The organism is Halomonas fontilapidosi (assembly GCF_014192285.1).
GTDB classification, from domain to species: Bacteria; Pseudomonadota; Gammaproteobacteria; order Pseudomonadales; family Halomonadaceae; genus Halomonas; species Halomonas fontilapidosi.
This window is the reverse complement of the sequence record NZ_JACHXQ010000005.1, coordinates 198,457-211,686: the sequence shown is the minus strand read 5'-3', so window position 1 is coordinate 211,686 and position 13,230 is coordinate 198,457. Positions and strand designations below refer to the sequence as shown.

Annotated in this window: 9 protein-coding genes; 3 read left to right on the top strand and 6 right to left on the bottom strand. The window is 64.2% G+C overall.

Annotated features, from left to right (window positions below; all coding sequences use genetic code 11):
* Positions 1-101 precede the first annotated feature (101 nt).
* The 4 genes from FHR95_RS09575 to FHR95_RS09560 all read right to left on the bottom strand — a co-directional run bounded on the left by FHR95_RS09575 (position 102) and on the right by FHR95_RS09560 (position 6,801).
* Entirely contained in the window at positions 102-4,046 is a 3,945-nt protein-coding gene (locus tag FHR95_RS09575; protein WP_183314214.1) for a hybrid sensor histidine kinase/response regulator, read from the bottom strand.
* A gap of 78 nt (positions 4,047-4,124) precedes the next feature.
* A complete protein-coding gene (locus FHR95_RS09570) occupies positions 4,125-4,640 on the bottom strand; it encodes a hypothetical protein (protein WP_040185426.1) in 516 nt (171 codons plus the stop codon).
* Between the two features lie 97 nt (positions 4,641-4,737).
* The gene (locus FHR95_RS09565; protein ID WP_040185428.1) at positions 4,738-6,534 is read right to left on the bottom strand and encodes a sodium:solute symporter family protein; all 1,797 of its coding nucleotides are present in this window, start codon (positions 6,532-6,534) and stop codon (positions 4,738-4,740) included.
* A gap of 6 nt (positions 6,535-6,540) precedes the next feature.
* Positions 6,541-6,801, bottom strand: a complete 261-nt coding sequence (locus FHR95_RS09560; RefSeq protein ID WP_040185430.1) for a DUF4212 domain-containing protein — start codon at positions 6,799-6,801, stop codon at positions 6,541-6,543.
* Between the two features lie 529 nt (positions 6,802-7,330).
* Here FHR95_RS09560 and FHR95_RS09555 point away from each other — a divergent pair.
* The 3 genes from FHR95_RS09555 (at position 7,331) to ttcA (ending at position 10,813) form a co-directional block, all read left to right on the top strand.
* Positions 7,331-9,157, top strand: a complete 1,827-nt coding sequence (locus FHR95_RS09555) for a putative nucleotidyltransferase substrate binding domain-containing protein (protein WP_183314213.1) — start codon at positions 7,331-7,333, stop codon at positions 9,155-9,157.
* Positions 9,158-9,199: 42 nt separating this feature from the next.
* Positions 9,200-9,826, top strand: coding sequence for a 3'-5' exonuclease (locus FHR95_RS09550; protein WP_040185435.1), 627 nt, complete (start codon positions 9,200-9,202; stop codon positions 9,824-9,826).
* A 75-nt stretch (positions 9,827-9,901) separates the two neighbouring features.
* A complete protein-coding gene (ttcA, locus tag FHR95_RS09545; RefSeq protein WP_040185437.1) occupies positions 9,902-10,813 on the top strand; it encodes a tRNA 2-thiocytidine(32) synthetase TtcA in 912 nt (303 codons plus the stop codon).
* A gap of 102 nt (positions 10,814-10,915) precedes the next feature.
* Here the strand turns inward: ttcA and fnr are convergent, their stop codons facing one another.
* Both fnr and hemN read right to left on the bottom strand, forming a co-directional pair.
* A complete protein-coding gene (gene fnr, locus FHR95_RS09540; protein WP_040185439.1) occupies positions 10,916-11,659 on the bottom strand; it encodes a fumarate/nitrate reduction transcriptional regulator Fnr in 744 nt (247 codons plus the stop codon).
* Between the two features lie 114 nt (positions 11,660-11,773).
* Positions 11,774-13,156 carry an oxygen-independent coproporphyrinogen III oxidase gene (gene hemN / locus FHR95_RS09535; RefSeq protein ID WP_183314212.1) on the bottom strand — a complete coding sequence of 461 codons (1,383 nt, stop codon included), beginning with the start codon at positions 13,154-13,156 and terminating at the stop codon, positions 11,774-11,776.
* Between the last annotated feature and the right edge of the window lie 74 nt (positions 13,157-13,230).

Here is a 13,230-nt window from a genome sequence, read left to right as displayed (position 1 = left end):
CAAGGCGCAAGCTTCAAGGAAACGCGAAACCCACCGTCAGGTGGGTTTCTTGTTCCAGGTCTCAATGTTTTCCTGTTTTGGCAGCTTGGCAGCTTGGCAGCTTAGCCGCTTGGCGCCCGGCTGGCCTGCAAGGTGCGGGTGAGCAGGGCACGCAGGGCGGCGGGGCGCACCGGCTTGAGCAGTAGCTGATAGCCGGCACGCTTGACCTCCTCGGCGACCTCCTCGGTGCGGTCGGCGGTGATCACGATGCCGGGCACTGCCCCTTCCAGCCGCTCGCCGAGGGCTTCCAGGGCCATCAGCCCGGTGACCTCGTTGTCCAGATGGTAGTCCGCCAGGATCGCGTCCGGGTCGCCGTCCAGGTGGCGCAGCACCGACTTGGCGCCGCCGATGGTGGTGGCCGTGAACACCTCGCAGCCCCACCCCGAAAGCATCGCCTTCATGCCCTCGAGGATCAGCGACTCATTGTCGATGCACAGTATTCGCGTGCCGGCGAGCTTGTTGCCGGCGCGCTTCGGCGAGGCGTCCTTGGCCTGCTCGGTCGCGGTGCGTGGCGCCACCACCGGCACACTGACCGAGAACATGGTGCCGAAGCCCTCCTTCGAACGTACCCGGATGGGGTGGTCGAGCACCCGGGCCATGCGGTCGGCGATGGACAGCCCCAGGCCCAGGCCCTTCTCGCTCTCCTTGTGCCGCGTGGTCTGGTCGAGGCGCCGGAATTCCTGAAAGATCTCGAGCTGCTTGGCCTCGGGAATCCCCGGACCCGAGTCCCACACCTCGATGGTCATGCGTTCGCCCTGGCGGCGGCAGCCGAGCAGCACCCGGCCGGCCTGGGTATAGCGAATGGCATTGGAGAGAAAGTTCTGGATGATCCGGCGCAGCATCTGGGGGTCGCTGTCGACCCACTGGCGGGTTGCCACCACCACCAGGTCCAGGCCGCGCTCCTCGGCCATCACCTCGAACTCGGCGCGCAGCGGCTGAATGATATCGGCCAGCGCAAAGTGGCTGCGCCGTGGGGTCAGGGCGCCGGCATCCAGCTTGGAGATGTCGAGCAGGGTGCCGAGCAGTTCCTCGGCGGCCTGCAGGGAGTTGTCGATATGGCCAATGGTGCGCTTCATGTCGTCGGCCGCCATCTCCTGGGCAAGGGCCGAGGTGAACAGTCGTGCAGCATTGAGCGGTTGCAGCAGGTCGTGGCTGGCGGCGGCCAGGAAGCGCGTTTTGGAGGCATTGGCATCCTCGGCCAGCTGCTTGGCCTGGCGCAGGGCAAGCTCGGCCTCGGCGCGCACCCGGTTCTCCTGACGCAGGGCCGCATTGGCCTCGGAGAGCGCCTGGGTGCGCTCGCGCACCCGCTCCTCCAGGGTTTCGTTGGTCTCCTTGAGGGCGATCTCGGCCAGGCGTCGCTCGGTGATGTCCTGGTAGAGGGCAAAGAAGCCCAGGATCGCGCCGCTGTCGCCGAAGTGGGGGGTGTAGGTGACCAGCATGTAGCGACGTTCCTTGCCGATCGGCAGCGAGACCTCGAAGTTGACTCGCTCACCGGCCAGGGCGCGCTCGATCCAGGGTGCCCGCTCGCGCGCCATCGCCGGGTCCATCACTTCTTCCACCCGCTTGCCGATTACCGCGTTGCGATCGATGCCGAAGGCCTGCTCATAGGCACGGTTGGTGAAGAGGTAGCGGCACTCCTTGTCGAAGTAGGCGATCAGCGCCGGCACGTTGTCGGTATAGATGCGGATGTTGTTCTCAGAGCGGATCAGCGCTTCCTCGATACGCTTCTGCTGGGTGATGTCCTGGTAGGTATAGACGAAGCCGCCGCCCGGCATGGGGTTTCCCTGTACCTCCAGCACGCTGCCGTCCTGCCGGTAGCGCACATAGCGATGGGGGTGTCCCTCGCGGATATTGTCGATCAGCAGGCGGACGTGCTCCTCGGGATCACCGGGGCCATATTCACCGTTGTGGGCGTTGTAGCGGAAGATCTTGTCCATCGGGGCGCCGACGCGGATCAGGTGATCCGGAAAGCGGAACAGCTCCAGATAGCGCTGGTTCCACACCACCAGGCGCAGGTTCTGATCGACCACGCTGATGCCCTGGTTGATGTTTTCGATGGTGGCCTGCAGCAGGGCACGGTTGAACTCCAGCACCTGAGAGGCTTCGTCGACGATGGAGATCACGTCCGAGATGCCGATACCGCGCCCCTGAAGGGCCGAATTGACCACGATCCGCGCCGAGGAGGCGCCGAGTACCGATGCCAGGAAACGCTCGGTGAACTGGATGACGTCGATGGAGGCCCGCGTGTTGTTGTCCAGTGGCTTGCCGGTGCGCCGGGCGTAGTCCTCGAAGGCGCGGCTCACCTGGCCGGCGCCCAGGAAGCGCTCGCACAGCACCTTGAGGTCGCCCACGGTGGTGGCGCCGGTCCAGGGGCGGTTCACCGAGGTCTGGCGGGTCTCGACGCTGTCAACGAACAGCGAGGCCTGGATGCGCTCGACGACGCGCTGGGGCGTCATCTGGGAAACGAAGATGTAGCAGAAGAGGTTGACGCCCAGCGAGAGCATCACGCCATGGGTGAAGCTGTCGCCGACATTGAGGCCGAACAGCGAGGTGGGGGCCAGCCAGGCGATGCTCAGCGGGCCACCGTCGAGCCAGCTCGCCGGCAGCACGCCGGCGCCGATCAGGGTGGGCATCAGCAGGCTGTAGGCCCAGATGGCGAAGCCGGCGTTCATGCCGGCGATGACGCCTAGGCGGTTGCCTCGCTTCCAGTAGAGGCCGCCGATCAGCGCCGGGGCGAACTGGGCGGCGGCGGCGAAGGAGAGCATGCCGGTGTTGGCCAGCGAGCTGAACTCACCGATCAGCTGGTAGAAGCCATAGGCCATGGCCAGGATCGCGGCGATGGTGATGCGCCGCGCGCGCAGCACCAGGCGGCCATAATCGCGCGGCTTGGTATCGAACCAGCGTAGGCGGAAAAGGGCGGGGATGACGATCTCGTTGGAGATCATGATCGACACCGCTACCGCCGCGACGATCACCATGCCGGTGGCCGCCGAGAAGCCGCCGATGAAGGTCAACAGCGTCAACCATTCGTTGCCCGCGGCCATGGGCAGGGCCAGCACGTAGGTGTCGGGCTCGATACCGCTGTCGGCGAAGATGGTCAGGCCCGCGGCGGCGAGCGGGATGACGAAGAAGGCGAAGGCCAGCAGATAGAGCGGGAATAGCCAGCGGGCCTTGGTGGCGTCGTCGCGGTGGATGTTCTCGACCACCGCGACGTGGAACTGGCGCGGCAGGCAGAGGATCGCCAGCATGGCCAGCAGGGTCTGAGCCCAGAAGCTCTGACCGAAGTCCTGGTCGGCCAGCTGTCGCTCCAGCCCGAGCTGAAGCTCGGCGCGGCCCAGCAGGTCGCCCAAGCCGTCGAACATGCCCCAGGTGACGTAGGCCCCGAGGATCAGAAAGGCGAGCAGCTTGACCATCGACTCGAAGGCCACGGCATGGATCAGGCCCTCGTGATGCTCAGTGGCGTCGGTGTGGCGGGTGCCGAAGAGAATGGCGAAGGCCGCCATTACCATCGCCACATAGAAGGCCGTATCGCCGAAAAGCGGCGCCTGGGTGATGTCGGAGGCCGCGGTAATCACGCTGAAGGAGGTCGAGACCGCTTTCAGCTGGAGGGCGATATAGGGCAGGGTGCCGATCAGTGCCACCAGGCTCGCGAAGGCCGCCAGCGACTGGGTCTTGCCATAGCGTGAGGCGATGAAGTCGGCGATGGACGTGACATTCTGGTGCTTGGCGACGCGGATCATCTTGGCCAGCACCGGCCAGAACAGCAGCAGGGTGAGGATCGGCCCGACGAAGATGCTGGCGAAGGACCAGCCGGCCGTGGCGGCCTGGCCTACGGCGCCATGGAAGGTCCATGAGGTGCAATAGATGGCCAGCGCCAGGCTGTAGATCACCGGGCGGCGACGGCTTGCGCCATGTTCCCGAGCATGCCGATCACCTCGCCAGGCGATGGCGAACAGCACGGCGATGTAGAGCAGTGAAACGACGATCAGCAGCCAGCCAGCGAACATGCACTCTTCTCCCTTCCCGATGCGCCCATTCTAGGGCAAGGCTGGCGGCGGGGCAGCCGCGGGTCGCGTGGCGTCGCTTCAGGCGTTCTCGCAGACCGCCTCATAGAGCGGACTGGCCGCGTCGACACGACGCATCTGCTCGGTGGCCGGGGTGCGCGATTCGCCTTCCAGCGGCAGCATCTCGCGGGTCGCGCAGTTCATCAGGTAGGCCTGATGACTGACTTGATCGACGTACTCCTTCTCGAAGCGGTAGAGGATGAACTCGATCAGCCGGTCCTGCTCTTCCCGGCTCACGGCCATACTGTCGCGGTCGACGATGGTGAAGGCCGTGGTCATGGGAAAGGCGAAGGTCCAGGGCCGCCAGAACATCTGGCCCTTCTCCATGGCGACCACCTCGGCCGAGGCGGGTAGCTGCGTCTTTTTCTGTTCGAACCAGCTGTATTCGTTATGAATCTGGTAGGCCAGCATGCCCAGGCCGCCGCAGGCGGGAATGATCCAGCGCGGCAGTCGCTTGCCGCTGGCCAGCCGCAGGATCAGGCCGATCCCTGCCGCGCCGAGACCGGCAAAGAGCGCTGCTATCAGGTGCCATATCATGAGGGGTGCATCCTTAAAGCGATCGGGCTTCCCTTAGGAAGCCCGATCGGTAGTGGTTGGACTGGCCCGGCGAGCCGGGCCAGGGAGCCATTATGGCTTAGTGCCCTGTGGCGATACCAGCACCCTTGGGATAGCGCACGCTTTCCACCAGGTCCTGAATCTCCTGCGGAGGCTCCTCGGTAGCGCTGGAGACGGCGAAGGCCACGATGAAGTTGCAGATCGCGCCAACCGCACCGAAGGAGAGCGGCGAAACGCCCATGATCCAGTTCTCTGCGGTATTGGGCAGCATGTTGGTGCCGGGGATGAAGAACCAGCCCAGGTAGGTGAAGATGTACAGCAGGGTCAGCAGCAGGCCTGTCAGCATGCCGGCAACCGCGCCCTTGTTGTTCACCCGCTTGGAGAAGATGCCCATCATCAGCGCCGGGAACAGCGAGGCACCGGCGATACCGAAGGCCAGGGCCACCGTCTGCGCCGCGAAGCCCGGCGGATTCAGGCCCAGGTAGGTCGCCAGCAGAATGGCACCGGCCATGGAGAGGCGAGCCGCCAGCATTTCGCCCTTCTCGGTGATCTTCGGATTGATCATGGTCTTGATCAGGTCATGGCTGATCGCCGACGAGATGGCCAGCAGCAGGCCCGCAGCAGTGGAGAGTGCCGCGGCGATACCCCCGGCAGCGATCAGGCCGATCACCCAGCTGGGCAGGTTGGCGATCTCCGGGTTGGCGAGTACCAGGATGTCGTTGTTGACGTTCAGCTCGCTGCCTTCCCAGCCACGCGCTTCAGCGGTCTCGGCGAAGTCCTCGTTGCCTTCGTTGTAGAGCTGGATGCGCCCGTCGTCATTCTTGTCGGTGTAGGTGATCAGACCGGTCTCTTCCCAGGTCCGGATCCAGCCGGGTCGATCCTCGTAGGCCAGCGGGTCGGTCATGGCATCTTCATAGCTCTCTACCTGCCCTGCTGCCTCCGGATAGACCGTGGTCATCAGGTTCAGACGTGCCATGGACGCCACCGCAGGTGCGGTCAGGTAGAGCAGTGCGATGAACACCAGCGCCCAGCCGGCGGACCAGCGAGCATCGGCGACCTTGGGCACGGTGAAGAAGCGGATGATGACGTGCGGCAGACCGGCGGTACCGACCATCAGCGACAGGGTGAACAGCACCATGTTCAGCTTGTTGTCGACATCGGCGGTGTAGTCCCGGAAGCCCAACTCGTTGAGCACTTCATTGAGCTTGACCAGCAGCGGCAGTCCCGACTCGCTGTGGGTGCTGAACATGCCCAGGCCGGGGATGGGATTACCGGTCAGCTGTATGGCGATGAATACGGCCGGAATGGTGTAGGCGATGATCAGCACGATGTACTGAGCCACCTGGGTGTATGTGATGCCCTTCATGCCGCCGAATACCGCATACAGGAAGACGATGAAGGCCGCGATCCAGATGCCCCAGGTGTTGGAGACTTCCAGGAAGCGCGAGAAGGCAACGCCAGCACCGGTCATCTGGCCGATGACGTAAGTGATCGACGCAACGATCAGGCAGATGACGGCCACCAGGCGCGCCGTGTTGCTGTAGAAACGGTCACCGATGAAGTCGGGCACCGTGAACTTGCCGAACTTGCGCAGATAGGGCGCCAGCAGCATGGCCAGGATGACGTAGCCCCCGGTCCAGCCCATCAGGAAGGTGGAGTTGGCGTAGCCCCCGGAAGCCAGCAGGCCGGCCATGGAGATGAAGGAGGCGGCGGACATCCAGTCGGCGGCCGTGGCCATGCCGTTGGTGACCGGATGCACGCCGCCGCCGGCGACATAGAAGTCCTTGGTCGAGCCCGCTCGGGCCCAGATCGCGATGCCGATGTAGAGGGCGAAGGAGGCCCCTACGAACAGCAGGTTGATTGCAAACTGACTCATGCTGACTTACTCCCCGAGTCCGAACTGTTTGTCGAGACGGTTCATCTTCCACGCGTAGAAGAAGATGATGCCGATGAAGGTCAGGATCGAACCCTGCTGGGCGAACCAGAAGCCCAGGTCCGTCCCGCCGACGGGAATGCCAGCCAGCAGCGGGCGCAGAAGGATGGCGAAACCGTAGGAGACCAGGGCCCAGACGATCAGGCACCCTGTGATCAGGCGTACGTTTGCCTTCCAGTAAGCAGCGGCATTGGCTTTGTCGTCTGCCATAGTGTTGCTCTCCACTTGTTGTTCAGGTTGGGAAGTTGCCCAGAGCGTTGAGGTCACTCATCAGGACAGTCGAATCGACGGAGCCAGCCTGACCTGAGCAGTCTGGATCAGTCTGTCATCAGGTTGCCCGCTCCTTGTCGAGGTGGCGTGTCGACGCGGGATTGTCCTGCATGGCTCGGGGGCAATAGTGGGCAGCAAACGCCTAAAATAAATCCCAGACTTTCGTATCATGAAAAGATACCGATGCAAGTCGTTTCTTTTTAATTCTTTATATTCAATGACTTGCGGCGTTTTTGCGGTCGGTTTGATGAGGCCCAGTAAGCAAGCATAGGACGATGGTATAGGCTTGAAATCCCATGCAGTTAATAGGTCTGCCTGGAACGTCTTTGACGATGGTCTAAGAACGCCAGGATAGGACGATTGTCTAGGTTATTTACTGAAAGCTGACTTTGCTATCTTGGATGCTCGCGTGAACCGACGCACAAACTAGCCAGCGGAGTGATGATCACCGCGCAATGAGGACGGCCCCATGGTCGATATCGAACTCTCACAGCCGCCTTTCACTTTCCTCGACGAGGAGGGACGCGAGCGCGTACGTAGCGGCATCGACCTGGCCTATTTCGACCGTGACGAGATTATCCTCGATGCCGGCCAGCCCGGCGAGTATGTGTTCCTGATTCACAAGGGCGAAGTCGCTGAGCTCGACCCGACCCTGCCGGGCGCGCAGTCCCGCATCGGCCACTACACCGCCGGGGACCTTTTCGGGGCCATCAGTATCCTCAATGGCAAGAGTCGCTATCGCTTCCGCGCCGAGCAGGAGTGTCTCTGCTATCTGCTGCCCAAGGGCCTGTTCAAGCAGCTCTGTGAGGCGTACCCGGCCTTCTCCGAGTTCTTTCGCCAGCGCCTGGCCCACAAGACTCGGCTGCTTACCGAACGCCGCGCCGAGGGCGGGGTGACAATGGCCGGCTTCATGCTGGCGCGGGTCGACGAGTGCATGCGCGCGCCGTTGCTTGTCGATGGCAGCACGACAAGCATTGCCGAAGCGGTCCATACCCTTCATGACAGCCACGCTGACAGCCTGCTGGTTCAGGGGGATGACGGCCCGGGCATGGTCACCAAGACGGACCTGCTCAATGCCCTGGTGCTCGAGGGGCTGGCCCAGGATAGCCCGGTGCAGGCGATTGCCCACTTCACGCTCGTCGCGGCGACGCCGGGGCAGTACCTTTTCGAGGTGCTGGTGCAGATGACGCGCTTCAAGGTGGAGCGGGTCGTGGTGATGGAAGACGACGCCCCGGTCGGCGTCGTGGAACTGACCGACGTGTTGAGTTACTTCTCCAGCCGCAGCTACGTGGTCAGTCTGCAGGTGGAGCAGGCCAACAGCCTCGAGGCGCTGGCCGCCGCCAGCCGCCGCACCCCGGAACTGGTGCGCGCGCTGATGGCCCAGGGCGTCAAGCTGCGTTTCGCCATGGAACTGCTGGCGGCTCTCAATGGGCGCATCATCAACAAGGCCTGGGGCTTTCTGATCGACGAGCGCTACCACGCCGACAGCTGTCTGGTCGTGATGGGCAGCGAGGGACGTGGCGAGCAGATCCTCAAGACCGACCAGGACAATGGCCTGATCCTGACCGACGACCTCGAGTGGCCCGACTGCCATGAGCAGATGCAGCGCCTCACCGAGACGCTGATCGAGCTCGGCTATCCGCCCTGCCCGGGCAATATCATGGTCTCCAACCCGGAGTGGGTCGGTACCGAGACCCAGTGGCGAGGACGCATTGCGCAATGGGCGGAGAGTCGTGATGGCGAGAGCCTGATGCGGCTCGCCATCATGCTCGACTCCCACGCCGTGGCCGGCAACCCGGCGCTGCTCGAGCGGCTGCGCGAAGAGCTCTTCGAGCGCTGCAGCCGCGACGAGATCCTGCTCTCCTACTTCGCGCGCACGGCATTACGTTTCTCAACGCCGCTGACGCTCTTCGGGTCGCTGAAGAAGCCGCAACACGGCGTCGATATCAAGAAGGGCGGTATCTTCCCCATCGTCCACGGAGTGCGCACCCTGGCACTGGAGCGCCGCATCACGGCGACATCGACCCATGAGCGGCTCGCGGCGCTGGTGGCCGACGGTCGTCTGGAGGAGCGCTTCGCCGAGGACCTGGGGGAGGCGCTGTCGTTGTTCACCGAACTGCGGCTGCGCCAGCAGCTCGAGCGCCTCGATGATCCTGAAGGCCGGGGTGAGGAGCCCGACCGGGTGGTGGTTCAGGAACTCTCCTCGCTGGAGCGCGACCTACTTCGTGAAGCGCTGCATATCGTCAAGGACTTCAAGCAGCGCCTGTCGCACCGCTTCCACCTTGAATACTCGTGAAACACGCTTGCGCCACGGGGAATGACAACAGGAGGTTTACCCATGTTCAAGGCGCTTCGGCGTGCCGCCGATCGTCGACGACAGGCTCATGGCGACTACGGCTGGCTCTTTTCTCCCTACACCGGGGACGAGATGGTGGCCATCGACTGCGAAACCACCGGCCTCGATACTCGCCACGCCGAACTGGTGTCGCTGGCGGCGGTACGTATTCGCGGCGACCGTGTGCTGATCAGTGATTCGCTGGACCTGCGGCTAGCCAGGCCGGCGAGTCTCTCCGGTGACTCGATTCGTATCCATGGCCTGCGCGGCATCGACTTGGCCGATGGCGCGGGGGTCGATGAGGCACTGGCGCAGTTTCTGGACTTCGTCGGCAACCGTCCACTGGTCGGCTGGTGCCTCGGTTTCAACCTGGCGATGCTCAACCGCTACCTGCGCCCCCTGTTCGGCTTCGACCTGCCCAATGCCGGCATCGACGTGGCACAGACCTATGCACGACAGCTGCGCCGTAGTCATCCCGAACTGGATATCCGGCCGCGCTTCGAGCACGTTGCCGAGCGCCTGGGTGTTCCGGTCATGGGGCGTCACACCGCGCTGGGCGATGCCGTCACGACGGCACTGATGCACCTGCGCCTGGCGCGAGAGCCCATGCTGGCGAAGCGCCTCTGCTGACCGGATCGCCTGTCGATGGCAAGGGTGGTAGCATACTGACCGTCATTTCCAGTCGCCCAGGCAGCGCCCGAGACCATGCAAGACGCCCTGATCTTCGATCCCCGTGACACCGATGCACCCGATGGCCCGTCTCCCGCCGCCTCTGCGTCGACCCTCGATGGCAGAGCCAAGCGCGAGTTCAACAAGTTGCAGAAGCGACTGCGCCGTCAGGTGGGCAACGCGATCATCGACTATGGCATGATCCATGAGGGGGACCGGGTCATGGTCTGCCTCTCCGGCGGCAAGGACAGCTACACCATGCTGGAGATCCTGCGCAACCTGCAGCGCAACGCCCCCGTGGCCTTCTCGCTGGTGGCAGTGAACCTCGACCAGAAACAGCCCGGCTTTCCGGAGCACGTCTTGCCCGAGTACCTCGAGGGCACTGGGGTCGAGTATCATATTCTCGAGCGTGACACCTATTCGGTGGTCAAGGAGAAGACCCCGGAGGGCAAGACCACCTGCGCGCTCTGTTCGCGACTGCGGCGGGGCTCGCTCTACGGCTTTGCCGAAGAGATCGGTGCCACCAAGGTGGCCCTGGGGCATCACCGCGAGGACATCCTCGAGACCCTGTTTCTCAACATGTTCTTCGGCGGCAGCCTCAAGGCGATGCCGCCCAAGCTGCTCTCCGACGACGGTCGCAACATGGTCATTCGTCCACTGGCCTACTGCCGGGAGGCGGATATCGCCGAGTTCGCCCGGCGGATGGACTTCCCGATCATTCCCTGCAACCTCTGCGGCTCTCAGCCCAACCTGCAGCGCCAGGTGGTCAAGGAAATGCTGGCCGACTGGGAAAAGCGTCACCCCGGCCGGCTCGAGAGCATGTTCAAGGCCGTGACCAACGTGGCTCCCTCGCAGTTGGCCGACCGCGAACTTTTCGACTTCGCCGGCCTTGAGGAGAAGCAGGCCCGCAGGCAGGCCGACCGGATCGCTATCCAGCAAGAGCTATAAGCTTGAAGAGCGGCGCTTCGCGCCTGGAAGCTGGAAGAAAAAACCGCCCCACGGCAAGGCCATGGGGGCGGTTTCATTTAGACTGCCGACCAGCTTCCCGCTTTAGTGCGCGCCTTCCTCGTCGGCCACCTCGATCAGTGCCTGCAGGTCGAGGATATTCACCTCGCGGCCGGAGACGGCCACCAGCCCCTGTGACTGGAAGCGCCCCAGGATGCGGCTGACGGTCTCGACGGCCAGCCCCAGATAGTTGCCGATGTCTGCCCGGGACATGGAGAGCCGAAAGCTGTACGGCGAATAGCCGCGACGCCGGAAGCGGTCGGAGAGGCTGGTAAAGAAGGTGGCCAGGCGCTGGTCGGCAGTCTTGCGCGAGAGCAGGCGCATCATGCGGCGGTCGTCGCGCATCTCCTTGCTCATGCTGCGGTAGAGCTGGCCGCGAAGCTCCGGCAGCGACTCGGAGAGGGCGTCGAGACGGTCGAAGGGGATCTCGCACACCGTGGTGGTCTCCAGGGCGACCACGGTCCCGGGATAGCGTTCCTCATCGATGCCGTCGAGCCCCACCAGTTCGCTGGGCAGGTAGAAGTTGGTCAGCTGGTCCTCGCCGCTGCCTTCTGTGGTGACTTGCTTGAGACTACCCGAGCGCACGGCGAAAACGCTCGTGAAGGGGCTGCCCTGTCGAAATAGCGCCTCGCCCTTCTTGAGCGGCGCCCGACGCCGGATGATGGCGTCGAACTGGTCCATGTCCTGGACCTCGAGCGCCAGTGGCAGGCACAGCGAACTCAGGCTGCAGGTCTGACAGCGGGCCTCGTTCAGCAGTGAGCGGCGCCTGCCGGTCGCGGTGTCGGGCATGCTCTCCTCCAGATAAAGTAGCTCTGGCCACAGTATGGAGGATTGTGGCCCACCGGCAAAGCATCCCTTAGGAGGTACTCCCCGGCGCGGCGACGGGTATCGTCGCCGCGCCGGTCAGCCGGCACGGGCATCGAAGGCGGCGGCCAGATGGTGGACCAGCAGTCGTCCCAACGGTGTGACCTTGAGACGCTGGTCGACCCGCCTCACCAGGCCATCCTGTTCGGCCGGGGCCAGCCGAGTCAGAGCATCGTGCAGGTGCGCGCTGGCATCCAGCTTGAACTCCTGCCCCAGCGCGCCAAGATCCAGCGACATGTCACACATCAAGCGCTCGATGGCGCACGCCCGCAGGCGATCGTCGTCGGTCAGTCGCAGCCCGCGTTCCACGGGCAGGTGGCCGGCGTCGAGCCGCCTTTCGTAGTCACCGAGGCTCATGGGGTTGCGGGTCGCGATGCCGCCCAGCCGACTGAGCGCGCCGACACCCAGTCCGAGTTCGTCGCAGGGGGCAAGCGCGCTGTAACCGTTCAGGCCGCGCGATAGTTGTCCCCGGGCCTGGGCCTTGGCCAGCGAGTCGTCCTGGCGGGCGAAGGTCTCCATGCCGATGTGCACGTATCCGGCATTGGCCAGCATCGACAGGGCGGTCTCGAGCATGCCTGCCTGCTCGGTCGCCGAGGGCAGTTCATCGGCCCGGATCCCGCGCTGGGACACGAAACGCTCGGGACGGTGGGTATAGGGGGACAGTGATAGGCGGGCCGGGGCCATGGCGATTACCTGCTCGAGAGTCTCGGCAAGGCTCTCTTGCGTCTGGCCCGGCAGGCCATGCATCAGTTCCAGCCCCAGAGAGCGGAAGCCCAGCCGGTGAGCCTCATCGATCAGCTGTTCGGTGAGAACCCGGGGCTGGTAGCGGTTGATGGCGCGTTGGACGCGCGGGTCCAGATCCAGCACCGAGAGGCTCAGGCGGTTGAAGCCAAGGGCCTGGAGATGGCGCAAGGTGAAGACGTCCGCGTCGCGAGGGTCGACCTTGATGCTGTAGTCGCGGTCACGCGAGTTCGATAGCCCGAAACGGGCGTCGAGGCGGTCGAACAGGTCGCTCATCTGGTCGAGGGTCAGGAAGGTCGGGGTTCCACCCCCCCAATGCAGTTGCGAAACCTCTCGCGCGCGCTCCAGATGGCGCGAGGCGAGGACCATCTCCCGATCAAGCCGCGAGAGGTAGGGCTCGGCGCGCCGGGTCGTCTCCGTGGTCACCCGGGTACGGGCACAGTGGTGGCAGCGGTGGCGGCAGAAAGGCACATGCACGTAGAGCGATAGGTTCCGTCCGCTGGCGTTGCTGCGTTGCAGCGCCGCGGTGAGATCTCGCTCGGAGACGTCCGTCGTGAGGTCATTCGCGGTGGGGTAGCTGGTGTAATGCGGTCCGCCGGCGCCATGACGACGCAGCACGCCTGCGTCCCGGATCAGGGCGGTGCCGCGGGGAATGACGTCGGCGACGGCTCGAGCGGTCATGGGTGGCACTCCGGAGTTTGAACATGCCTTCATGCTAGCGTCGCGCGACAGGGGTTGCGTTGAGCTACGTCAAC

Bases quoted from the DNA above. Each gene is read 5' to 3' on its own strand.
- FHR95_RS09570 (WP_040185426.1), bottom strand. From the start codon at position 4,640: ATGATATGGCACCTGATAGCAGCGCTCTTTGCCGGTCTCGGCGCGGCA.
- ttcA (WP_040185437.1), top strand. From the start codon at position 9,902: ATGCAAGACGCCCTGATCTTCGATCCCCGTGACACCGATGCACCCGAT.
- hemN (WP_183314212.1), bottom strand. From the start codon at position 13,156: ATGACCGCTCGAGCCGTCGCCGACGTCATTCCCCGCGGCACCGCCCTG.
- FHR95_RS09550 (WP_040185435.1), top strand. From the start codon at position 9,200: ATGTTCAAGGCGCTTCGGCGTGCCGCCGATCGTCGACGACAGGCTCAT.
- FHR95_RS09560 (WP_040185430.1), bottom strand. From the start codon at position 6,801: ATGGCAGACGACAAAGCCAATGCCGCTGCTTACTGGAAGGCAAACGTA.
- FHR95_RS09565 (WP_040185428.1), bottom strand. From the start codon at position 6,534: ATGAGTCAGTTTGCAATCAACCTGCTGTTCGTAGGGGCCTCCTTCGCC.
- fnr (WP_040185439.1), bottom strand. From the start codon at position 11,659: ATGCCCGACACCGCGACCGGCAGGCGCCGCTCACTGCTGAACGAGGCC.
- FHR95_RS09575 (WP_183314214.1), bottom strand. From the start codon at position 4,046: ATGTTCGCTGGCTGGCTGCTGATCGTCGTTTCACTGCTCTACATCGCC.
- FHR95_RS09555 (WP_183314213.1), top strand. From the start codon at position 7,331: ATGGTCGATATCGAACTCTCACAGCCGCCTTTCACTTTCCTCGACGAG.